The organism is Candidatus Kaistella beijingensis, assembly GCF_020084865.1.
Lineage (GTDB): Bacteria > Bacteroidota > Bacteroidia > Flavobacteriales > Weeksellaceae > Kaistella > Kaistella beijingensis.
In genome coordinates this window covers 1,578,479-1,599,589 of the sequence record NZ_CP071953.1, presented here as the reverse complement: position 1 = coordinate 1,599,589, position 21,111 = coordinate 1,578,479, and the positions used below count along the sequence as shown (strand labels likewise).

General features: G+C 37.5%; 26 protein-coding genes. 24 read left to right on the top strand and 2 right to left on the bottom strand.

Annotated elements, in window-relative coordinates:
• The 15 genes from rpsN (at position 1) to rplQ (ending at position 7,848) form a co-directional block, all read left to right on the top strand.
• Positions 1-270: a 30S ribosomal protein S14 gene (rpsN, locus tag J4771_RS07410; protein WP_031503409.1), complete on the top strand. Its 270-nt coding sequence runs from the start codon at positions 1-3 to the stop codon at positions 268-270.
• Positions 271-418: 148 nt separating this feature from the next.
• Complete coding sequence (rpsH, locus tag J4771_RS07405; protein WP_224134341.1) at positions 419-817, top strand: 30S ribosomal protein S8; 399 nt, start codon at positions 419-421, stop codon at positions 815-817.
• A gap of 17 nt (positions 818-834) precedes the next feature.
• Complete coding sequence (gene rplF / locus J4771_RS07400) at positions 835-1,380, top strand: 50S ribosomal protein L6 (RefSeq protein ID WP_224134340.1); 546 nt, start codon at positions 835-837, stop codon at positions 1,378-1,380.
• 14 nt (positions 1,381-1,394) lie between these two features.
• Positions 1,395-1,742 (top strand): 50S ribosomal protein L18, encoded by a 348-nt coding sequence (rplR, locus tag J4771_RS07395; RefSeq protein WP_224134339.1) that lies wholly within the window; start codon positions 1,395-1,397, stop codon positions 1,740-1,742.
• Between the two features lie 19 nt (positions 1,743-1,761).
• The gene (gene rpsE / locus J4771_RS07390) at positions 1,762-2,283 is read left to right on the top strand and encodes a 30S ribosomal protein S5 (protein WP_224134338.1); all 522 of its coding nucleotides are present in this window, start codon (positions 1,762-1,764) and stop codon (positions 2,281-2,283) included.
• A gap of 10 nt (positions 2,284-2,293) precedes the next feature.
• A complete protein-coding gene (gene rpmD, locus J4771_RS07385) occupies positions 2,294-2,470 on the top strand; it encodes a 50S ribosomal protein L30 (protein ID WP_048499073.1) in 177 nt (58 codons plus the stop codon).
• Between the two features lie 71 nt (positions 2,471-2,541).
• The gene (rplO, locus tag J4771_RS07380; RefSeq protein ID WP_224134337.1) at positions 2,542-2,988 is read left to right on the top strand and encodes a 50S ribosomal protein L15; all 447 of its coding nucleotides are present in this window, start codon (positions 2,542-2,544) and stop codon (positions 2,986-2,988) included.
• A gap of 8 nt (positions 2,989-2,996) precedes the next feature.
• Positions 2,997-4,376: a preprotein translocase subunit SecY gene (gene secY, locus J4771_RS07375; protein ID WP_224134336.1), complete on the top strand. Its 1,380-nt coding sequence runs from the start codon at positions 2,997-2,999 to the stop codon at positions 4,374-4,376.
• A gap of 6 nt (positions 4,377-4,382) precedes the next feature.
• Complete coding sequence (gene infA / locus J4771_RS07370; protein ID WP_004917349.1) at positions 4,383-4,598, top strand: translation initiation factor IF-1; 216 nt, start codon at positions 4,383-4,385, stop codon at positions 4,596-4,598.
• Between the two features lie 89 nt (positions 4,599-4,687).
• Entirely contained in the window at positions 4,688-4,804 is a 117-nt protein-coding gene (gene rpmJ / locus J4771_RS07365) for a 50S ribosomal protein L36 (RefSeq protein ID WP_007839480.1), read from the top strand.
• 9 nt (positions 4,805-4,813) lie between these two features.
• On the top strand, positions 4,814-5,191 hold the full coding sequence (gene rpsM, locus J4771_RS07360; RefSeq protein ID WP_224134335.1) for a 30S ribosomal protein S13: 378 nt from the start codon (positions 4,814-4,816) through the stop codon (positions 5,189-5,191).
• Between the two features lie 15 nt (positions 5,192-5,206).
• On the top strand, positions 5,207-5,596 hold the full coding sequence (gene rpsK / locus J4771_RS07355; protein WP_048499069.1) for a 30S ribosomal protein S11: 390 nt from the start codon (positions 5,207-5,209) through the stop codon (positions 5,594-5,596).
• A gap of 76 nt (positions 5,597-5,672) precedes the next feature.
• Positions 5,673-6,281: a 30S ribosomal protein S4 gene (rpsD, locus tag J4771_RS07350; protein ID WP_224134334.1), complete on the top strand. Its 609-nt coding sequence runs from the start codon at positions 5,673-5,675 to the stop codon at positions 6,279-6,281.
• A 34-nt stretch (positions 6,282-6,315) separates the two neighbouring features.
• Positions 6,316-7,311, top strand: a complete 996-nt coding sequence (locus tag J4771_RS07345) for a DNA-directed RNA polymerase subunit alpha (protein WP_224134333.1) — start codon at positions 6,316-6,318, stop codon at positions 7,309-7,311.
• Between the two features lie 6 nt (positions 7,312-7,317).
• A complete protein-coding gene (rplQ, locus tag J4771_RS07340) occupies positions 7,318-7,848 on the top strand; it encodes a 50S ribosomal protein L17 (RefSeq protein WP_224134332.1) in 531 nt (176 codons plus the stop codon).
• A 194-nt stretch (positions 7,849-8,042) separates the two neighbouring features.
• On the opposite strand, the gene J4771_RS07335 is transcribed toward rplQ, so the two are convergent.
• Complete coding sequence (locus J4771_RS07335) at positions 8,043-8,480, bottom strand: hypothetical protein (RefSeq protein ID WP_224134331.1); 438 nt, start codon at positions 8,478-8,480, stop codon at positions 8,043-8,045.
• A 25-nt stretch (positions 8,481-8,505) separates the two neighbouring features.
• Here J4771_RS07335 and J4771_RS07330 point away from each other — a divergent pair, with 25 nt between their 5' ends.
• From J4771_RS07330 to J4771_RS07290, 9 genes are all read left to right on the top strand, one after another.
• Positions 8,506-8,838, top strand: coding sequence for a hypothetical protein (locus tag J4771_RS07330; protein ID WP_224134330.1), 333 nt, complete (start codon positions 8,506-8,508; stop codon positions 8,836-8,838).
• A 294-nt stretch (positions 8,839-9,132) separates the two neighbouring features.
• A complete protein-coding gene (eno, locus tag J4771_RS07325) occupies positions 9,133-10,425 on the top strand; it encodes a phosphopyruvate hydratase (RefSeq protein ID WP_224134329.1) in 1,293 nt (430 codons plus the stop codon).
• An 82-nt stretch (positions 10,426-10,507) separates the two neighbouring features.
• A complete protein-coding gene (locus tag J4771_RS07320; protein WP_224134328.1) occupies positions 10,508-11,794 on the top strand; it encodes a citrate synthase in 1,287 nt (428 codons plus the stop codon).
• Between the two features lie 354 nt (positions 11,795-12,148).
• A complete protein-coding gene (locus tag J4771_RS07315) occupies positions 12,149-12,823 on the top strand; it encodes a DUF6624 domain-containing protein (protein WP_224134327.1) in 675 nt (224 codons plus the stop codon).
• Between the two features lie 316 nt (positions 12,824-13,139).
• Complete coding sequence (paaZ, locus tag J4771_RS07310; protein ID WP_224134326.1) at positions 13,140-15,632, top strand: phenylacetic acid degradation bifunctional protein PaaZ; 2,493 nt, start codon at positions 13,140-13,142, stop codon at positions 15,630-15,632.
• 155 nt (positions 15,633-15,787) lie between these two features.
• Positions 15,788-16,252 (top strand): transposase, encoded by a 465-nt coding sequence (locus tag J4771_RS07305; protein ID WP_224134325.1) that lies wholly within the window; start codon positions 15,788-15,790, stop codon positions 16,250-16,252.
• Positions 16,253-16,656: 404 nt separating this feature from the next.
• Positions 16,657-17,346: an SMUG2 DNA glycosylase family protein gene (locus tag J4771_RS07300; protein WP_224134324.1), complete on the top strand. Its 690-nt coding sequence runs from the start codon at positions 16,657-16,659 to the stop codon at positions 17,344-17,346.
• Positions 17,347-17,439: 93 nt separating this feature from the next.
• The gene (locus tag J4771_RS07295) at positions 17,440-18,204 is read left to right on the top strand and encodes an enoyl-CoA hydratase/isomerase family protein (RefSeq protein ID WP_224134323.1); all 765 of its coding nucleotides are present in this window, start codon (positions 17,440-17,442) and stop codon (positions 18,202-18,204) included.
• 21 nt (positions 18,205-18,225) lie between these two features.
• Entirely contained in the window at positions 18,226-18,954 is a 729-nt protein-coding gene (locus J4771_RS07290; RefSeq protein ID WP_224134322.1) for an SDR family NAD(P)-dependent oxidoreductase, read from the top strand.
• Between the two features lie 176 nt (positions 18,955-19,130).
• On the opposite strand, the gene aspS is transcribed toward J4771_RS07290, so the two are convergent.
• A complete protein-coding gene (gene aspS, locus J4771_RS07285; protein ID WP_224137790.1) occupies positions 19,131-20,885 on the bottom strand; it encodes an aspartate--tRNA ligase in 1,755 nt (584 codons plus the stop codon).
• Positions 20,886-21,111: the final 226 nt, after the last annotated feature.

Sequence of the window (21,111 nt, the reverse complement as noted above, 5' to 3'; positions counted from 1 at the left end):
ATGGCTAAAGAATCAATGAAAGCGCGTGAGCGCAAAAGAGAAGCTACAGTAGCAAAATATGCCGAGAAAAGAAAAGCTTTGAAAGAAGCCGGAGATTACGAAGCATTACAAAAATTGCCGAAAGACGCTTCACCAGTAAGATTACACAACAGATGTAAATTAACAGGAAGACCAAGAGGTTACATGAGAACCTTCGGTATTTCTAGAGTAACTTTCCGTGAAATGGCAAACGCAGGTTTGATCCCGGGAGTGAAAAAAGCAAGTTGGTAACAATTTAGAACAATCGAGATAGTAAAGTTGATTGTTAGAATCAAGAGCCAAGAAGCAAGAGCCTGGATGTAAGTCTTGAATCTTGTGTCTAGGTTCTTGAATCTCAATCAAAACTAACTATCATAAACCAATAATTTAAAACAGAAAAATGGTAACAGATCCAATTTCAGATTTCCTGACCAGAGTAAGGAACGCACAAAGCGCAGGCCACAAAGTGGTGGAAATTCCTGCATCGAAAATCAAAAAGGAGATTACGAAAATTTTGTTTGACCAGGGTTATATCTTGAACTATAAGTTCGAGGACAACGCTGTGCAAGGAAATATCAAAATCGCTTTAAAGTATGACAAACAAACCAACAAACCAGCAATCAAGAGCATTCAGAGAGCTTCAAGACCAGGTTTGAGACAGTACAAAGGTTCAGAAGAACTTCCAAGAGTACTAAACGGTTTGGGAGTGGCTATCATCTCAACTTCTAAAGGAGTAATGACTGATAAGAAAGCCAGACAAGAAAAAGTTGGTGGAGAAGTAATCTGCTATGTTTATTAATTTTTAATCCAAGGAAAATGTCAAGAATTGGTAAAGCAATTATAGAAATTCCAGCAGGAGTTACCATTACTGAAAAGGATGGTTTGGTAACTGTGAAAGGTCCGAAAGGAGAACTTACACAGCAACTTAATGAGGGAATCACTCTAAAGCAAGAAGACGGAGTTCTTACTCTAGATAGAGCTTCAGAATCAAAACAGCACAAAGCATTACACGGTCTTTACAGAGCGTTAATCAATAACATGGTTCAAGGTACAGCTACAGGTTGGACTAAGCAACTTGAACTTGTTGGGGTAGGATACAGAGCATCAAATACCGGTAACAAACTGGAACTGGCTTTGGGATTCTCTCACGGTATCGTATTGGATCTTCCAAAAGAAGTGACCGTAGAAACACTTTCTGAAAAAGGTAAAAACCCAATCATCACGTTGACGTCTTATGACAAGCAACTTTTGGGAATGGTTGCCGCTAAAATCAGATCATTCAGAAAACCTGAACCTTACAAAGGAAAAGGAGTTCGTTTCGTAGGAGAAATTGTTAGACGTAAAGCTGGTAAATCTGCTTAATAAAATTTAAGAAAATGGCACTGAATAAAGTACAAAAAAGAGACAGAATCAAAAGAAGAGTTCGTGGAAAAATCTCCGGCTCTGCTGAATTGCCAAGATTATCCGTTTACAAAAGTAACAAGGAAATTTACGCGCAATTGATCGACGATAAAGAAGGTAAAACCTTAGCTTCAGCTTCTTCAAGAGCTATGAACGCTAAAGGTACAAAAGTAGAAATCTCTGCAGAAGTAGGTAAAGCAATCGCTGAAAAAGCTAAAGCTGCAGGTATTGAAAATATTGTGTTCGACAGAAACGGTTTCGTTTACCACGGTAGAGTGAAAGCTCTTGCTGATGGAGCGAGAGAAGGCGGACTAAAATTCTAATCATTAAATTTCGGAAAATATGTTAGGACTAGATAATATAGAAAAAGTAAAACCGGGCGGATTAGAACTTAAAGATCGTCTCGTAGCTGTAAACAGAGTAACCAAAGTAACCAAAGGTGGACGTGCATTCGGATTTTCTGCAATCGTGGTTGTAGGAGACGAAGCCGGAACTGTAGGTTATGGTTTAGGAAAATCAAAAGAAGTTGCTTCCGCTATTGCAAAAGCAGTAGAAGATGCAAAGAAAAATTTGGTAAAAGTTCCTGTAGTAAACCACACCATTCCTCACCAAACTTCCGCTAGATACGGTGGCGCAGATATCTTCTTGAGACCTGCAACTCACGGTACCGGTGTAATTGCGGGTGGAACAGTGCGTATGGTGGTAGAAGCAGCAGGAATTAAAGATATTCTTTCAAAATCTAAAGGATCTTCAAACCCGCACAACGTGGTGAAAGCTACTTTCAAAGCATTGTTGGATATCAGAAGACCTGAAGAAATTGCAAAATTGAGAGGTGTTTCATTAGAAAAAGTGTTTAACGGTTAATATTAAAACAATGGCAAAAATTCAGGTAAAACAAGTAAGAAGCGCTATTGGTAGAACAAAAACCCAAAAGAGAACGCTTGAAGCATTAGGATTGAAAAAACTTCACCAAGTTGTAGAACATGAGGCAACTCCTGCAATCCTTGGAATGGTAGCTGCGGTTAGTCATTTAGTAGAAGTTCAAAAATAATTTTTAGGATAAGGATTAGGTTGAGTTAATGCTCAACCTCTGCCTTAACCTTAACCTTTAATTTTAAAATAATGAATTTAAATAACATAAAACCGGCAGCAGGTTCCACTCACAGCCAGAAAAGAATTGGTAGAGGACAAGGAAGCGGATATGGCGGTACTTCAACAAAAGGTCACAAAGGTCAGAAATCCAGAGCTGGTTATTCACAGAAAATCGGTTTCGAAGGTGGACAGATGCCTTTACAGAGAAGATTGCCTAAATTCGGTTTCAACAATGTAAACAGAAAAGAGTACAGAGCAATTAATCTTGATACTATTCAGGCTTTAGCGGATGCGAAAAATATCACAGACGTCACCAAAGATGTTTTGGTAGAAAACGGATTGGCTAAAAAATCTGAAATCGTGAAAATTATGGGTAGAGGTGAATTGAAATCAGGTGTTTCAATCTCTGCGAACAAATTCACAAAATCTGCTGAAGAGGCAATCTCTAAAGCGGGAGGTAAAGCAATTACTCTATAATTTTACTCATGAAAGAATTTATACAAACACTAAAAAACATTTGGAGTCTTAAGGAACTTAGGGAAAAAATTCTTTTCACTCTTGGGATTATCCTAGTGTATAGATTCGCATCTTATATTTCCCTACCTGCGATCAATATGGCAGAAGTAGGGAATCTTTTGGAACATTACAAAAACCAGGGCGGCAACAAGCAGGGAGCAGGACTTCTTGGGTTGCTTTCTTCGTTTACAGGTGGTGCATTCTCTCGAGCGTCGATTATGGCACTCGGAATTATGCCCTACATTTCTGCTTCCATTATCGTACAGTTAATGGGAATGGCCATTCCTTATCTTCAGAAACTTCAGAAGGATGGGGAAAGCGGCAGAAATACTTTGAACCAAATTACAAGATGGTTAACAATCGCAGTTTGTTTGGTACAGGCTCCTTCTTATCTTACTTCAATTACTCAGATGTTCTTGCCGCATGCACAGTTTGCATCGGCTTATTACGTTCATCCACAGTCAGTTATGTTTTGGCTTCCGAGTATTGTAATTTTGGTGGCAGGTTCTGTATTTGCAATGTGGTTGGGAGAAAAAATTACAGATAAAGGTATTGGTAACGGTATTTCTATCTTGATTATGGTGGGGATTCTTGCGGATCTTCCGGGAGCTTTCATTCAGGAAGTGGCAACACAAACTGGAAAAGGAGGTTTAGGAACCATCATGATTTTAATTGAAGTATTGTTCTGGATGTTGGTAGTTCTTCTTGCCATTATCTTATCGGTTGCGGTAAGAAAAATCCCAATTCAATATGTAAGCCGCGCTCAAGCGAGAGGTGGAGTAAACAGAAACTTGATGCAGGGAGCAAGACAATGGATTCCATTGAAAGTGAATGCAGCGGGAGTTATGCCGATCATCTTTGCACAGGCATTAATGTTCGTTCCGGGATTATTGACAAAAGTTGATGAAACCAACACGTTCCTTGCAGGCTTCAAAAATGTATTCAGTTGGCAGTATAATTTGTTGTACGCGTTGTTGATTATCATTTTCTCATTCTTTTATACCGCGATTACAATTCCGGTAAATCAAATGGCAGATGATTTGAAACGTAACGGCGGATTAATTCCTAAAGTAAGACCAGGGAAGGAAACGGCTGATTATCTGGATGATATTTTATCAAAAATTACTTTGCCAGGTTCCATATTTTTGGCTATCTTTGCAGTCCTTCCGGCATTTTTGCACGGAACGTTTGTACAGACGGATAGATTTGCCCTGTTTTTCGGGGGTACATCGCTGTTAATCATGGTTGGAGTAATCCTAGATACTGTTCAGCAAATTAATACTTATTTGTTGAATCATCATTATGATGGCTTAATGCAGTCAAAATTATCCAGAAATACAAACCAGTAATCATTTATGGCAAAACAAAAACATATCGAACAAGATGGCGTGATCGTGGAAGCACTTTCTAACGCCATGTTTCGTGTTGAGCTTGAAAATGGGCATGTCCTCATCGCCCACATTTCAGGTAAAATGAGAATGCATTACATCAAACTTTTACCTGGAGACAAGGTGAAATTAGAACTTTCTCCCTATGATTTATCGAAAGGGAGAATTACTTTCAGATACTAATCTGAAATAAATAGAAGAATACTTTTAAACATAAAATGCGAAAAGCCGAAAGCCGAAAGCCGAAAGCGGATTGCTAAAAGCAAAATCAAATGAAAGTTAGAGCATCTATCAAAAAAAGAAGTGCTGATTGCAAAATCGTTCGCCGTAAAGGTGTTCTGTTTGTGATCAACAAGAAGAATCCAAAATTTAAACAAAGACAAGGCTAAAATTAAATTATGGCGAGAATTTCAGGTATTGATTTACCAAAAAACAAAAGAGGAGTAATCGGACTTACTTACATCTACGGAATCGGAAGAAGTACGGCTGCTGAAATTTTGAAGAACGCTGGAATCAGCGAAGACAAGAAAGTCTACGAATGGAATGACGATGAATTGGCATTGATCAGAAACTACATCACAGACAACGTAAAAGTTGAAGGTGAATTGCGTTCTGAAGTACAGTTGAACATCAAGCGATTGATGGACATCGGTTGCCAACGAGGAATACGTCACAGACTGGGATTACCTTTAAGAGGCCAAAGAACTAAAAACAATTCTAGAACCCGAAAAGGAAGAAGAAAAACTGTTGCTAACAAGAAAAAAGCAAGTAAATAATCTTTAGAATTAATTATGGCAAAACAGACAAAAGTTGTTAAAAAAAGAAAAGTAAAAGTTGAGGCGATCGGTGAAGCACACATCCAGGCATCATTCAACAACATTATTATTTCTTTAACGAATAAAAACGGAGAAGTAATCTCTTGGGCATCTGCCGGAAAAATGGGATTCAGAGGTTCTAAAAAGAATACTCCATTCGCAGCGCAAATGGCTGCAGAAAATTGCTCGCAAGTTGCTCACGAAGCAGGTCTTAGAAGAGTAAAGGTGTTTGTGAAAGGTCCAGGTGCAGGTAGAGAATCTGCCATCAGAACCATCCACAATTCAGGAATTGAAGTAAGTGAAATCGTTGACGTGACTCCAATGCCACACAACGGATGCAGACCACCAAAAAGAAGAAGAGTATAATAATTCAAAATTCAAAATTTAATATTCAACATAAAAATCTTGAATCTTGAATCTTGAATCTTAAATCTAAAATTTTATGGCAAGATATATTGGACCTAAAACTAAGATTGCAAGAAAATTTGGTGCTGCAATCTACGGAGACGACAAAAACTTCGAGAAAAGAAAAAACCAACCACCGGGACAACACGGCCCGAATAAAAGAAGAGGAGCAAAAAAATCAGAATACGCAGTTCAGTTAACTGAAAAGCAAAAAGCAAAATACACTTACGGTATTTTGGAAAGACAATTTGCTAACCTATACGAAAAAGCGCAAAGAGCAAAAGGCGTTACAGGTGAAGTTCTTTTACAGTTGTGTGAGTCGAGATTAGACAACGTGGTGTACAGACTTGGTTTCGCAAAAACCAGAGCTGCTGCACGTCAGTTGGTGTCTCACAGACACGTAACAGTAAACGGAGAATTGGTAAACATTCCATCTTATTTGTTGAAAGCGGGTGATGTAGTGGCAATCAGAGAGAAATCAAAATCTCTTGGAGTGATCGCTGATTCATTGGCTTCAAAAGCAAACTATGAGTGGTTACAATTCAACGACGAGAAAAAAGAAGGTACTTTCATTTCTGCACCGGAAAGAATCCAAATTCCGGAAGATATCAAAGAACAATTGATCGTCGAACTTTACTCTAAATAATAATTTTTTCAAATTTTTGCTCAACCCAAATTATATGGCAATTTTAACATTTATTAAACCCGATAAAGTAATCCTTCTTAATTCTGATGACTTCAAAGGACAATTTGAATTCAGACCATTAGAACCGGGATTTGGACTTACTATCGGTAATGCTTTGAGAAGAGTTTTGCTTTCTTCTCTAGAAGGATATGCTATCTCATCTATCAAAATAGAAGGCGTAGAGCACGAATTTTCAACTATTCCTGGAGTAATTGAAGACGTTACAGAAATTATTCTGAACTTAAAGCAATTAAGACTTAAAGCTAAATCTGAAAATGCAACCGCAGAACAGGTTACCGCTAAAGTTTCCGGGCAAACTACTGTTACAGCAGGAGATTTAGGAAAATCAATTTCAGGTTTTGAAGTTTTGAACCCTGATTTGGTGATCTGTACGCTGAATAAAGACGTGAAGTTTGAATTGACTTTCAGCATCGAAAAAGGAAGAGGTTACGTTCCATCGGAACAAAACAAGTCAAACAATGCTCCTATCGGAACCATTGCGATTGACTCTATCTTCACACCGATCAAGAAAGTGCAGTACAGTATTGAAAATTATCGTGTAGAGCAAAAAACAGACTACGAAAAACTCGTTTTGGATATTGAAACTGATGGTTCAATCAGTCCTCAAAACGCTTTGACGGAAGCTTCGAAGATATTAATCTATCATTTCATGTTGTTCTCTGATGAGAGAATCACCTTGGAAACTGAAGCAGTAAAAGCATCCATCCAATACGACGAAGAAACACTTCACACAAGACAATTGCTTAAATCTAAATTGACCGACATGGATCTTTCAGTAAGAGCATTGAACTGTTTGAAAGCTGCCGAAGTGGAAACTTTGGGCGAGTTGGTTTCTTACACCAAGTCTGATTTGATGAAATTCAGAAATTTCGGTAAAAAATCTTTAACAGAATTAGAAGAATTAGTGCATGCAAAAGGTCTTAACTTCGGTTTCGACGTTGCTAAATATAAATTAGACGCTGATAAATAAAAAACAATGAGACACGGTAAAAAATTCAATCACTTAGGAAGAACTGCTTCACACAGAAGCGCATTGCTTTCTAATATGGCTTGTTCTCTTATTGAGCATAAAAGAATCAACACAACTGTTGCCAAAGCGAAAGCTTTGAGAGTTTATGTTGAACCAATCCTTACAAAAGCGAAAGAAGATACAACTCATAACAGAAGAACGGTTTTCTCTTACCTGCAAAGCAAAGAGGCAGTTACTGAATTATTCAGAACTGTAGCTCCGAAAATTGCTGAGAGAAACGGTGGTTACACCAGAATCATCAAAACCGGATTCAGACCGGGAGACGCTGCAGATACTGCAATGATCGAACTTGTAGATTTCAACGAACTTTACAACCCGAATGCTGAAGAGAAAAAAGCAACAAGAAGAAGCAGAAGAGCTACAACCAAAAAAACGGAAGCTGTTGCTGAAGTAAAGGCAGCTCCTGCAAAAGAAGAAGCGAAAACTGAAGAAACAAAAGCAGAAGCTGCTGATTCTACAGAAGAAACTGCGGAATAATTTTCCAAAGTTCCATATACTTAAAAAGCCGTTCAGAAATGTCTGAACGGCTTTTTTTATTTGGTTTGAAGTTGTTTGAAATGGTTTGTTGTGATTTGATTGACTTTGAAAATTCACCATTCACTTGCGTAGCAAAATTCGCAGAGAAGCAAGTTCACCATTTTCAAAACTTGGTTCTTTTACTTGGCTCTTGTTTACTGACCTCTCGCTTTTTTCAAACTAATTACCGCGTTTCCTTGCGTAATCGTGATATTGTCGCCTTCAGATTTCACTTCGATACTTCCATCCGAATAAATCGCGCCTTTTGCCCAGGCTTCTTTTTGTGGTAAGGTGATGGTTTTGTTGTTGCTTTTGATGCTGATGGTATTTTCTTTATCGGAATTTTTAAAGGTTACCAAAGCCGAACTTCCATCATCTGCAACGTAACGATAAGTGTATTCCTGAACTTGACTGTCACCATTTTTTACCGTTTTCTCCGCGGCATAAGTGCTGTCAACTTTTCCATTATTGTTGGAAACGTTTTCTGTAACGTTTTCTTCTACGATGACGTTTTTATTTCCATCCGTGGTTTTCTTGCAACTGAAAATGGCTAAAAATGCAATGGAGGAAATAATTAAAACTGATTTTTTCATTTTTCTTAAATTTATTTTCAAATTTATGATTTTTATCCGCATTTTAGACCCACTTGTTTTCGTAAATTTGGTTAAATATCTCCTTAAAACGTCAGAAACTTTACAAACCATTCTGCTTCACACGATGATTCCATTGGTAACGTTTGTTGCAGGAGGAATTATCGAAACCTACAAAAAACCAGGAAAAGCTTTAGAAGCATCACCTGCATTTTGCCGCAGGTGTGATTATTGGATGGAGTTGGTTTTATCGTTTGGTTTATCGGCATTATTGTATTTGGTTACCGAAGAACTTTTAGTCGAAGCACATTCCGAAGAGGACAAACCCATGTACCAGGAACATTTTTCCTTGGTTTCTTAATTTTCTTGATTTTGTGAATGGTGGTTTAATGAAAACTAAATGTTTTCATGAAAAACCTTCAAATATTTTCGAAGAGTTGACGATTCTTTTCCGAAACCTTAAAAATGATTTACAATTAACTAAAATTTAACGCAAACCTTACTAAAATCATTAAAAGTAGCCTTAAAAATAATTCAATTTTAACTAAATTTGTACTTCAAAAAATAAAGTCAATTTTTGCAGAAATTTTGTTGCACCCTGCATCACGTATCCTGCACCTAACAAATTAAACCGTAAACTTTTAAACATAACATAATGAGTTACATTTCTTACATCGAGGCAAGACAAATTTTGGATTCACGCGGAAATCCTACCATTGAAGTGGATGTATTCACGGAAAGCGGCGCAATGGGACGTGCTGCAGTTCCTTCAGGAGCATCTACAGGAGAACATGAAGCAGTTGAACTTCGCGACGGCGGACCTGATTATTTAGGAAAAGGAGTTTTGAAAGCCGTAGAAAATGTAAGAGAAGTAATCGCTCCCGAATTGGTTGGACTTCCTGTTTACGACCAAAACTTCATCGATCAAATTATGATTGATTTGGACGGGACTAAAAATAAAGGAAATCTTGGCGCAAACGCCATTCTTGGAGTTTCACTTGCTGCTGCAAAAGCCGCTGCAACGGAATTGAGAATGCCGCTTTACAAATATGTGGGTGGTGTAAATGCAAATACACTTCCTGTTCCAATGATGAACGTGATCAACGGTGGGTCGCACTCCGATGCGCCGATTGCGTTTCAGGAATTCATGGTGATGCCCGTAAAAGCAGATTCTTTCTCGCACGCTTTGAGAAAAGGAACCGAGATTTTCCACAACCTAAAATCAATTCTTCATTCAAGAGGACTTTCAACTGCGGTGGGAGACGAAGGCGGATTCGCACCAACTTTCACAGGAACTGAAGACGCTTTAGATACTTTGCTTCAAGCAATTGAAAAAGCAGGTTACAAACCGGGAGACGATGTGATGATTGCTTTAGATTGTGCCGCATCAGAATTTTACAAAGATGGTGTATACGATTACAGAAAATTCCAAACTCCAGACTCAGCGCAATATAACAGAAGCGAGCAAGTAAATTATTTGGCAGAATTGGCTGCGAAATATCCAATCATTTCCATTGAAGACGGAATGCACGAAGACGATTGGGAAGGATGGAAAATGTTAACCGAAAAAATCGGTGACCGAGTTCAATTGGTGGGTGACGATTTATTTGTAACCAATGTAGAAAGATTGGCGAGAGGAATCAAAGAAGATATCGCAAACTCAATTTTGGTTAAAGTAAACCAAATCGGTTCTTTATCTGAAACTATGGCGGCTGTTCAAATGGCGCAACACAATAAATACACTTCCGTAATGTCCCACAGATCGGGTGAAACGGAAGATGCAACCATCGCAGATTTAGCCGTTGCAATGAATTGTGGACAAATCAAGACAGGTTCGGCTTCACGTTCAGACAGAATGGCGAAATACAACCAACTTTTAAGAATCGAGGAAGCTCTTGGTGAAACCGCAATTTTCCCGGGAATGGATGCGTTTAAAGTAAAAAGATAATAGAAAAAATTTATCGGGATTCGTGAATTTCGTTTGCTATTCTCTATCAATAATCATAAATTAGTAAAAAAATAAATTTAAAATGTCAGATAATAAAGTTGTATTGAACTATGACGGCAATTCCTACGAATATCCGATTGTAGACAGCACTCTCGGCGACAGAGGAATCGATATTTCCAAACTGAGAGATCAAACAGGATTGATTACTTTAGACTTGGGTTACAAAAACACCGGAGCAACCATCAGCGAAATTACCTACCTCGATGGTGACAACGGAGAACTTTACTACAGAGGTTATCCGATTGAGCAAATTGCTGAAGACTCCAACTTCACAGAAGTAATGTATCTTTTGCTTCATGGTGAATTGCCAAATCAGGAACAGTTCAATAAATTCGACAAAGGAATTAAAAATTACAACTACGTTGCGGACGAAATGAAGCGTTTGATAGATGTTTTCCCACGTTCGGCGCATCCAATGGGAGTTCTTTCATCTTTGACCTCTGCATTGACTGCCTTTAATCCAAAAGCAGTGAACGTCAATTCAAAAGAAGATTTAGATCACGCCGCAGAAATGTTAATTGCGAAGTTCTCACATCTTTGCGCATGGACTTACCGCAAAAAAATGGGATTCCCAATCAATCACGGAGACAACAGCTTAAATTATGTGGAGAATTTCTACAAAATGTGTTTCCGTCGTCCAAACGAAGAATTCGAGATGAATCCTGTTGTTGTTGACGCTCTAGACAAATTATTAATGCTTCACGCAGATCATGAGCAAAACTGTTCTACTTCTACCGTAAGAATGGTTGGTTCTGCACACACAGGTTTGTTCGCTTCAGTTTCAGCGGGGATTTCTGCACTTTGGGGTCCACTTCACGGTGGTGCAAATCAGGCAGTAATAGAAATGCTCGAAATGATCGAACAAGATGGCGGCGACGTTGCAAAATATGTAGAAAAAGCAAAAAATAAGGACGACAATTTCCGTTTGATGGGATTCGGACACCGAGTGTACAAAAACTTCGATCCAAGAGCAAAAATCATCAAAAAAGCAGCAGACGATATTTTGGATGCACTTGGAATTGAAGATAAAGCTTTAGACATCGCAATGCAGTTGGAAAGAGTAGCGTTGGAAGACGATTATTTCGTAAGCAGAAAACTCTATCCAAACGTAGATTTCTATTCAGGAATTATTTACCGGGCATTAGGAATTCCAACCGAAATGTTCACCGTAATGTTCGCATTGGGAAGACTTCCGGGATGGATTTCACAATGGAAAGAAATGCGTCTCCACAACGACCCAATCGGAAGACCAAGACAGGTTTACCAAGGAGCACAAAAAAGAGAATACGTTCCAATGAGCGCAAGATAAATTTTTATCATACATTTCAAATTCCCTTTCAATTGATTTTGAAAGGGATTTTTTTTGGCGCACATTTCACTGCGTCGAATGATTATTAACTTTATTTTATACGGCGCACATTTCCGGCTGTCACTACTCGCTTTTTTTCGGCGGCGGCGAAGCCGCCGCCGCCGAAAAAAGAGCTCAAACATGCCGTTCCATCCGGGGCGCAGTTACCGCCCCGAAAATCTATTTTAGCAAAACTTAAAATTTCAGTATCTTAACACTCTAGAAAATTTTAAATTTTATCAACTACGCAGAATCAAACCAAAACTTTGTTATCCTGAGTTTCTAGAAGGATAAAAAAAACTTAGCCAAAAAACAATGCATAAATTTTCTGCAATCGCATTTTTATTTTTAATTCTATTTTCCTGCAAAAAGGTAGAAAAAACTTCAATTAATCTTGAACTAAAAAAAGAGCTTTCAGAAATTGAATTCCGCGATCAGGCATTACGCTTTATTACAGACCAAACACCAAAGGACAGCCTTGATCTGATTGCAAAAAGGATTAAGGTAGATCCAACTTATTTCAAAAACAATTATAAATCAGTTTCGGTTACTTTAGATGGTGAAAATATTAAAAGAGTAGAAGAAATAATTGCGAAATATGGTTATCCCGGAAAAGCTCTTGTTGGAACTCCGGAAAACCGTGCAGCTTGGATTGTAATTCAACATTCTTCACCCCAAGTTATTCAAAAATATTTACCAATGCTTCGTGAAGCAGTTAAAAATGGCGATCTTGATAGACAATCACTGGCTCTAACGGAAGACAGAAACCTAATGTATCAGGGAAAAAAGCAAATTTATGGTTCTCAGTTTTTTGAAGTAAATGGGAAACCCGCTTTTTGGCCAATTGAAAATTCCGAAAAAGTAAATGAATTAAGAAAAGAAGCTGGTTTTGTTCAAACAATTGAAGAATATTCCAAAGATTTATACGGAAAAGATTTTCAATATAAAATTTATACATTAGAAGAGGTGAGGAAATTACAAGCACAGTAAATAGCATCAATAGGAACGGGCTTTAGCCCATTTTCAAAAAATCAAAAAATCAATTGGCTTTAGCCAAAATTTATAAAATGAAATTTTCAAAGAAAACGGGTTTTATTTCTTTCATAGTATTTATTTTTATAAATGTTATTGTGTTTTATATTATAATTAAAGCTCTTGAAAATAAACAACTTTGTATTGAAATTTTCACTTCAATTTTTTTAATCATTGAGATTGCCGTCATACTTTTTATAATATTTTTGATAACAAAATATATTTTCAAATTTTTGAAAACATCCATCACGCAACATCAAACACCCAACATAAAATGAAACTAAAAAACTATATCGCCGGCCAATGGATTGAAGGCACCGGAGAGGGAATTGAACTAAGGAACGCTGTAAACGGTGAACTGGTTGTCATTTCCGACACCGAAGGAATTAATTTTGAAGAAGCACTCCAGTACGGAAGAACAGTCGGCTACGAAAACTTGTCATCAATGACATTTTACGACCGTGGCGAAATGCTAAAAAAAGTCGCACTTTACCTCCTCGAAAGAAAGAAAAAATACTATGAACTTTCCTACAAAACCGGAGCCACGCACGCAGATTCCTGGGTGGATATTGAAGGCGGTTTCGGAACTTTTTTCACCTACTCCGGTTTGGCAAAAAGAATGCTGCCAAACACTCCATTTTGGGTTGATGGTGATGTTCAGAAAATTTCAGCCAGCGGAACACACCTCGGAACACATATTTTAACGCCAAGTGAAGGTGTTTCTGTTCAAATAAATGCGTATAATTTTCCGGTTTGGGGAATGCTGGAAAAATTGTCAACTTCTTTGTTGGCAGGAGTTCCAAGCATTGTAAAACCTTCGCCATATGGTTCTTATCTTACCAACGCCGTTTTTCAGGATATGATTGAAAGTGGTTTACTTCCGGAAGGCGCCATACAGTTGGTTTGCGGCGAACCCGGAAATATTTTGGATTTCGTTCAGGATGGTGACAGCGTTTTGTTTACCGGTTCTGCAACTACGGGACGAAAATTAAAATCACTTCCTTCCGTTGCCAAAAATGCGGTGCGTTTCAATATGGAAGCCGATTCTTTGAACTGTTCTATTCTCGGTTTGGATGCAAAACCCGGAACTCCCGAATTTGATTTGTTCATCAAAGAAGTTCGCAATGAAATGACGACAAAAGCCGGACAAAAATGTACGGCAATCCGCCGAATTATCGTTCCTGAAAATTTAATAGGTGATGTTCAAAATGCTTTGTCAAAGGCTTTAGACCAAACGAAAATCGGAAATCCTCTCAACCGGGAAACGAGAATGGGTTCTTTGGTCGGAAAAATCCAGTATGAGGAAGTTCAAAGAAAAATCGATTTATTGAAAGCCGAAACTGAACTCATCTACGACGGAAAACACGATTTAGTTGATGCCGATTACGAAAACGGCGCATTTATGTCCCCAAAACTATTCTTGAACGACAAACCTTTTGATAAAGATATTTCGCACGAAGTAGAAGCATTCGGTCCGGTTTCCACCTTGATGCCTTACAAAGATGCGGAAGAAGCCGCCGCTTTGGCAAAACGCGGAAAAGGAAGTTTGGTTGGTTCCATCGTTTCTCACGACGAAAAATTTGTCGCCGAAACTTCTTGGAAAATGGCATCCACACACGGAAGAATTTTTGTACTGAACCGTGATAACGCCAAAGAAAGTACAGGTCACGGTTCTCCGTTGCCTACTTTAATGCACGGCGGTCCCGGAAGAGCAGGAGGTGGCGAAGAAATGGGCGGATTGAACGGACTTCACTTCTTTTTGCAGAAAACCGCAATTCAAGGTTCTCCGGATATTTTGACGGCGATTACCAAAATTTATACGCAAGGCGCCGAAAAAAAATACAGCGACAAACATCCGTTCCAAAAATATTTTGAAGAAGTGGAAGTTGGTGACAGTTTAGAAACCGCCGGAAGAACCGTTACACAAGCCGATATCGTGAATTTTTCCAATGTTTCTTGGGATCATTTTTACGCTCACACCGATGCGACGAGTTTAACCGGAACTATTTTCGATGAGGTGGTTGCACACGGATATTTCATTCTTTCTGCGGCGGCTGGTTTGTTTGTTTCAGGAAAAAAAGGCCCTGTTATCGCGAATTACGGATTGGAAAATGCGGCATTTTTCAAACCGGTTTACGCAGGAGACACGATTACGGTTTATCTGACGGCGAAAGAAAAAATCAACCGTGGTGTTAAAGGAAGGAATATCCCTTCCGGAGTTGTAAAATGGTTGGTCGAGGTGGTTAATCAGCGTGAAGAAGTGGTTTGCGTTGCCACGATTTTGACTTTGGTTGCTAAAAAATCGCCATTTATTGAACTGAAAAAAGACAAAATTCAAAAATTGTTGAATGGTTTGACGCAAAATTCAGAAAGAAAATTTGGAGAAATGACGCCACAAATGATGGTTGAACACTTGCAAGATGTAATGCAAAACAGCATTAGAAAACTAAATCCTGCAGATTTTCCAGAAATTCCTGAGGAGCACCTGGAAAAGTTGCAAGATTGGCTTTACACGAATAAAAAAATCCTTCCCGGAGCGAAATATCCATTATTAAAAGAAGGCGAAACGCCAATTTTGAGATATAAGAATCTCGATAGTGCAAAGGAAGAACTTCTCAATACTTTATCAGAATATTTGATATTTTTCAAAGAACATCCAAAATCACAGAATTTCCATCCGAGATTTGGACTCTTGAATAAAGAAATGATGGAACTTTTTCAAAGAAAGCATTTCACGCATCATTTTGAGCAGTTTAATCTAATATAACAATGTGGAAATGTAACAATTTATCAATTTACTGTATAAAGAGAAGGCGTTTGGAACATTCCGTAGGAATGTTATCCGTGTAGAAATATAATTAGCGCAGGATAAGGGCGTTCCGTAGGAACGCTATCTTCAATATTTTTTTAGAAAATTTAAATATGCCAAACACATACACACAAATTTATTTGCAAATCATCTTCGCTACAAAAGGAAGGGATATAAAAATATCTTCCAACGTTCGTGACGAAATCGAAAAATATATATGTGGAATTTTCAACAATAAAAAACAGAAAGTTTTAGCAATCTATGCAAATCCAGACCATTTGCATATCTTTTTCAGTTATAAAAATTTGCAGATTACCATTCCGGAATTAGTGAAAACTGCAAAAATAGAATCTTCAAACTTCATTAATGATAACAGACTTTGTTTAGGAAAATTTAATTGGCAGGAAGGTTATGGAGCATTTTCATATTCTAAAAGTCAAAAAGATAAAGTGGTGAATTATGTTTTAAATCAGGAAGAACATCACAAGAAGAAAAGTTTTAAAGAAGAATATTTAGCATTGTTGAAGGCGTTTGAAATTGAATTTAAGGATGAATATTTATTTGAATTTTATGATTGACTTTTAACTATTTTTGAAAAAGATAGCACTCCTACGGAGTGCCCTAAATCGCAATCCAATGTTATTCCTACACAGATAAGATTCCTACGGAATCCACCAACGCACTTAAAATTAAAAGAAAATGATACTAATTAGTGGTAAATTTAGAATAAAAATATAGAAGAAAAGTTCATTCCGCAGGAATGTAATCTGTTTAGAAATATCTGAAGATCGATTGAAGGCATTCCCGTAGGAATGCAACCTCCGTAGGAAAAAATTAACGATAAACGGAGCATTCCATAGGAATGCAATCTCTGTAGAAAAAAGATAAAGCAGAAAGAAGCATTCCGTAGGAATGTAATCTGTGTAAAAATAAAGTTTAAAGTTTGTAAATGCGTTCCGTAGGAACGCTATCTAAATAATAGATGAATAAAACCTTCGGCCAAAAAGTCATCTCCTTCAATAAAAACCTGAAATATTCAGGGAAATTGCCAAAAGATTTTTCGGTGATGAACCCTTTTTTGGAAAATCCTGAAACTTTGGTGGTGATGAAGGAGTTTTATGAAAAGTTTTACAACGATAACCGAAAAAGAAAATTCATTATCGGCATCAATCCAAGTCGTCACGGAGCGGGTGTTACAGGAGTTCCGTTTACCGATACCAAAAACTTGGAAAAATATTGCGGCATCAAAATGACTTCTGCACGAACGCACGAAATTTCCTCCGTTTTTATGTATGATATGATTGAGGAATTTGGTGGCGTTGAAAAATTTTACAGTCAGTATTATATCAATTCGCCCTTTCCATTGGCGATTACGAGAAAAAATAAAAATGGACAATCGTTGAACGCCAATTATTATGATGACAAAGAACTTTTCAAATGCGTTGAAAATTTTATGATTGAAAGTGTCAAAAAACACATCATTTTAGGTTTGGATACGTCGGAAGTGTTTATTTTAGGAAAGAAAAACGCTGAATTCATCAAGAAAATCAACGATAAAGAAAATTTTTTTGAAAAAATGACTGTTTTGGAACATCCGAGATACATTCAACAATATAAATCAAAGGAAAAACAGTTGTATATTGACAAGTACATTTTAGCGCTAAATCATTAAACAATTAAGTAATCAGGAGATTAAGAAATTATTTAAGTAAGAAATTGTATTTAAAATTGCGAGGAGAAGCGCTTCTTTGCGTGTAAAAAAATTATGGAAGCATTTGTAACATCAGAAATCAAAAACAGCATTGCCGAAATCACTTTCGGAACCCCGAAAAGCAATTCTTTACCGGGGCATATTTTAGAAAAACTGGCCCAAACTATTTTGGATGAAGGCGCGAAAACTGAAGTAAAAGCAATTTTACTGAAATCCGAAGGCGAAAAAGCATTTTGCGGAGGAGCAAGTTTTGATGAACTTTTAGAAATTCAAGATTTAGAAACCTCAAAAAAGTTTTTTGGAGGATTTGCCAAAGTGTTAAATGCCATGCGAACTTGTGGAAAAATCGTAGTAGTTCGTGTTCAGGGAAAAACGACGGGAGGTGGAGTAGGAATTGCTTGTGGAGCAGATTATTGTTTTGCCACAGAGAATGCAAGTTTGGCGCTTACGGAAATCAATTTGGGAATTGGACCGTTCGTGATTGGACCTTATGTTGAGCGAAAAATTGGGAAATCACAATTCGCAGCTATGGCGATTGATGCGGACTTCAGGAGTTCAGATTGGGCTAAAACCCACAATATTTATCATTCTGTTTCACATACGATTGAGCAAATGGATGAAGAAATTTTTAGTTTTTTACAGAAATTATCCTCCAGAAGTTCAGATGCATTGGCGTTAATTAAAAAAGTGTCTTGGGAAGGAACGGAACATTTTTCAGAATTGATGCCGGAAAGAATTCATATGAGTGCTTCTTTGATTCTAGAAGATTCTGCCAAACAAAATATTGAAAAAATTAAGGAAAGATTGAGGGCGAAATAGAAATTCTATTTTAGATTGCAAATGAATTCAGAAAAAAATGTTTTGATTTTAGGAGCCAATTCCGATGTGGCGAAAGAATGTGCGAAATTATACTTGAATAAAAGTTTCAAAGTAATCATGGCTTCTCGAAATTTAGACGAAATGAAAAATTTCATCAATGAAAACCATTTGAATTCCGATAAAATTGAATTGAAATATTTTGACGCAGTGGATTTTACTTCCCATCAAAAATTTTATGATGAACTTCATTCAAAACCAAATATCGTATTGTATTCCGCAGGATTCTTAGTTCAAAATTACGAGGCTTTTCAAGATTTTGAAAAAACCTTGACGATGATGCACACCAATTATTGCTGTGCAGTTTCTGTTTTGAATATTATTGCGATGGACAAATCCAACAAAAATTTAGAAAGAATTATCGGCTTGTCCTCACTTTCTGGAGTTCGTGGACGGAAAAGTAATTTCGTTTATGGAAGCACTAAATCGGCTTTTACGCAATATTTAGCCGGACTTCGACAAGAATTATCTTCACGAAAAATTCAAGTGAATGTTTTTGTTTTGGGATATATCCGAAGTAAAATTAATGAAGGTTTGCAACTGAATCAATCTTTGATAATGGAGCCGGATTATGTTGCAGAAAAAATCGTGAACGTTGGAAATTCATTTATAAATGTTCCGAATTTCAAATGGAAGTTGATTTACCAACTTCTGAAAAATATGCCGGAAAGTTTAGTGGCGAGGTTGCCGTAGAATTAACCACAAAAGTCACAAAAGCATTTGTATAAACAGAAGTTTTTTTAAAAGTTTAAAAAAGAAAAAATCAAAGATTTTTAAATGTAAATCTTTGATTTTCTATCTTTTGTGTGGTTCTTTGCGTGTTAAATTTCCACTAAAAATCTTTTGTGAATTTTGTGGTTTAAAAATTTTTATTCTTTCGTTTCCACTTTCAACGAAAGTTCTTCCAACTGCAAATCCGCAATCGGACTTGGTGCATCAATCATCACATCACGTCCGGAATTATTTTTCGGGAAAGCGATATAATCTCTAATGACTTCGTTTCCATCCAAAATCGCAACCAAACGGTCAAAACCAAACGCCAAACCTGCGTGCGGAGGAGCTCCATATTTGAAGGCGTTCATCAGAAATCCGAATTGTGCTTCTGCTTCTTCTTTGGAAAAGCCTAACAAATCGAACATTTTGCTCTGCAAATCTCTATCAAAAATTCTTACAGAACCGCCGCCAATTTCGTTTCCGTTAAGAACCATATCGTAGGCGTTGGCTCTTGCTTTTCCCGGCTCGCTTTCCAATAAATGAACATCTTCCGGTTTTGGCGAAGTAAAAGGATGGTGCATTGCATGATATCTTCCTGATTCTTCATCCCATTCCAAAAGTGGGAAATCTATCACCCAAAGTGGAGCGAATTCGTCGCCTTTTCTTAACCCAAGACGATTTCCAAGTTCCATTCGGAGCGCCGAAAGTTGGGTTCTCACTTTATTGGCATCTCCGCTCATCAAGAAAATTAAATCTCCTGCTTTTGCATTGAATTTTTCTGCGATTTTCTTTAAGTCATCTTCAGAATAAAATTTATTTACGGAGGAAGTTAAAACGCCATCATTTTGGAATTTAATCCAAACCATTCCTGAAGCACCAATTTGGGGGCGTTTTACCCAATCTATGAGTTCGTCAATTTGTTTTCTAGTATAATCTGCACAACCTTCAACGTTGATTCCAACTACCAATTCTGCGTCATCAAAAATTTTAAAATCTTTCCCTTTTACCAAATCATTAACTTCCACGAATTTCATTCCAAAACGGATGTCCGGCTTGTCGTTTCCGTATGTTTTCATCGCTTCCTCGAAAGTCATTCTTGGGAATTTTCCAAAATCTTTTCCAGTGATGTCTTTCAGCAAACTTGCGGTTAATCCTTCAAAAGTTTCCAACACATCTTCCTGCTCTACAAACGCCATTTCACAATCGATTTGGGTAAATTCCGGTTGTCGGTCTGCTCTTAAATCTTCATCACGGAAACATTTTACGATTTGAAAATATCGGTCCATTCCACCAACCATCAACAATTGTTTGAAAGTTTGTGGTGATTGCGGAAGTGCATAAAACTGTCCTGCATTCATTCTGCTCGGAACCACAAAATCTCTCGCACCTTCCGGAGTGGATTTGATGAGAACTGGCGTTTCGACTTCGATAAATCCTGCATCGGAAAGGTAATTTCTTACTTTCTGCGCCATTTTGTGACGGAAAATCAGTTTGTCTTTCACTGGATTTCTGCGGATGTCCAAATATCTGTATTTCATACGAAGTTCTTCGCCACCATCGGTTTCATCTTCAATGGTGAAAGGTGGAAGTTGTGCTTCGTTTAAAATGTTTAAGTTTTCAACTAAAATTTCAATTTCTCCGGTTGGAATTTTTGGATTTTTAGAACTTCTTTCAATCACTTTTCCTTCCACTTGAATGACAAATTCGCGTCCCAATTTTTTGGCTTTTTCTAAAATTTCTGCGGAAGTTCTGTCTGCATCAAAAACCAACTGCGTAATTCCATAACGGTCGCGTAAATCAATCCAAATCATAAAACCTTTGTCGCGGATGGTTTGTACCCAACCGGAAAGAGTTACTTTTTCATCAAGATTTTTCAGCGATAATTCGCCGTTGGTATGCGTTCTGAACATAGAAGTTTTGTTTGAAGTCGTTTGAAATTGTTTGAAATCATTTGAAGTGGTTACATCAAAAATTTCGTTTGCAAAGATAAGGTTTTTGGGTGATTCTAACTTCGACAAAGCTCCGAACTTTTGCGAAGTTTTTTAACTGATGCTAGTATTTTAAAGAAGGTGGGACTTTGGGTCAGAGATTGTAAGGGTGCGAATGAACGGAGTAGTGCGCAGCGAAGCGAAGCAC

Excerpts from the sequence above, each read along its gene's own strand:
- rpsN (WP_031503409.1), top strand. The coding sequence starts at position 1 with ATGGCTAAAGAATCAATGAAAGCGCGTGAGCGCAAAAGAGAAGCTACA.
- rpsH (WP_224134341.1), top strand. The coding sequence starts at position 419 with ATGGTAACAGATCCAATTTCAGATTTCCTGACCAGAGTAAGGAACGCA.
- rplF (WP_224134340.1), top strand. The coding sequence starts at position 835 with ATGTCAAGAATTGGTAAAGCAATTATAGAAATTCCAGCAGGAGTTACC.
- rplR (WP_224134339.1), top strand. The coding sequence starts at position 1,395 with ATGGCACTGAATAAAGTACAAAAAAGAGACAGAATCAAAAGAAGAGTT.
- rpsE (WP_224134338.1), top strand. The coding sequence starts at position 1,762 with ATGTTAGGACTAGATAATATAGAAAAAGTAAAACCGGGCGGATTAGAA.
- rpmD (WP_048499073.1), top strand. The coding sequence starts at position 2,294 with ATGGCAAAAATTCAGGTAAAACAAGTAAGAAGCGCTATTGGTAGAACA.
- rplO (WP_224134337.1), top strand. The coding sequence starts at position 2,542 with ATGAATTTAAATAACATAAAACCGGCAGCAGGTTCCACTCACAGCCAG.
- secY (WP_224134336.1), top strand. The coding sequence starts at position 2,997 with ATGAAAGAATTTATACAAACACTAAAAAACATTTGGAGTCTTAAGGAA.
- infA (WP_004917349.1), top strand. The coding sequence starts at position 4,383 with ATGGCAAAACAAAAACATATCGAACAAGATGGCGTGATCGTGGAAGCA.
- rpmJ (WP_007839480.1), top strand. The coding sequence starts at position 4,688 with ATGAAAGTTAGAGCATCTATCAAAAAAAGAAGTGCTGATTGCAAAATC.
- rpsM (WP_224134335.1), top strand. The coding sequence starts at position 4,814 with ATGGCGAGAATTTCAGGTATTGATTTACCAAAAAACAAAAGAGGAGTA.
- rpsK (WP_048499069.1), top strand. The coding sequence starts at position 5,207 with ATGGCAAAACAGACAAAAGTTGTTAAAAAAAGAAAAGTAAAAGTTGAG.
- rpsD (WP_224134334.1), top strand. The coding sequence starts at position 5,673 with ATGGCAAGATATATTGGACCTAAAACTAAGATTGCAAGAAAATTTGGT.
- J4771_RS07345 (WP_224134333.1), top strand. The coding sequence starts at position 6,316 with ATGGCAATTTTAACATTTATTAAACCCGATAAAGTAATCCTTCTTAAT.
- rplQ (WP_224134332.1), top strand. The coding sequence starts at position 7,318 with ATGAGACACGGTAAAAAATTCAATCACTTAGGAAGAACTGCTTCACAC.
- J4771_RS07335 (WP_224134331.1), bottom strand. The coding sequence starts at position 8,480 with ATGAAAAAATCAGTTTTAATTATTTCCTCCATTGCATTTTTAGCCATT.
- J4771_RS07330 (WP_224134330.1), top strand. The coding sequence starts at position 8,506 with ATGATTTTTATCCGCATTTTAGACCCACTTGTTTTCGTAAATTTGGTT.
- eno (WP_224134329.1), top strand. The coding sequence starts at position 9,133 with ATGAGTTACATTTCTTACATCGAGGCAAGACAAATTTTGGATTCACGC.
- J4771_RS07320 (WP_224134328.1), top strand. The coding sequence starts at position 10,508 with ATGTCAGATAATAAAGTTGTATTGAACTATGACGGCAATTCCTACGAA.
- J4771_RS07315 (WP_224134327.1), top strand. The coding sequence starts at position 12,149 with ATGCATAAATTTTCTGCAATCGCATTTTTATTTTTAATTCTATTTTCC.
- paaZ (WP_224134326.1), top strand. The coding sequence starts at position 13,140 with ATGAAACTAAAAAACTATATCGCCGGCCAATGGATTGAAGGCACCGGA.
- J4771_RS07305 (WP_224134325.1), top strand. The coding sequence starts at position 15,788 with ATGCCAAACACATACACACAAATTTATTTGCAAATCATCTTCGCTACA.
- J4771_RS07300 (WP_224134324.1), top strand. The coding sequence starts at position 16,657 with ATGAATAAAACCTTCGGCCAAAAAGTCATCTCCTTCAATAAAAACCTG.
- J4771_RS07295 (WP_224134323.1), top strand. The coding sequence starts at position 17,440 with ATGGAAGCATTTGTAACATCAGAAATCAAAAACAGCATTGCCGAAATC.
- J4771_RS07290 (WP_224134322.1), top strand. The coding sequence starts at position 18,226 with ATGAATTCAGAAAAAAATGTTTTGATTTTAGGAGCCAATTCCGATGTG.
- aspS (WP_224137790.1), bottom strand. The coding sequence starts at position 20,885 with ATGTTCAGAACGCATACCAACGGCGAATTATCGCTGAAAAATCTTGAT.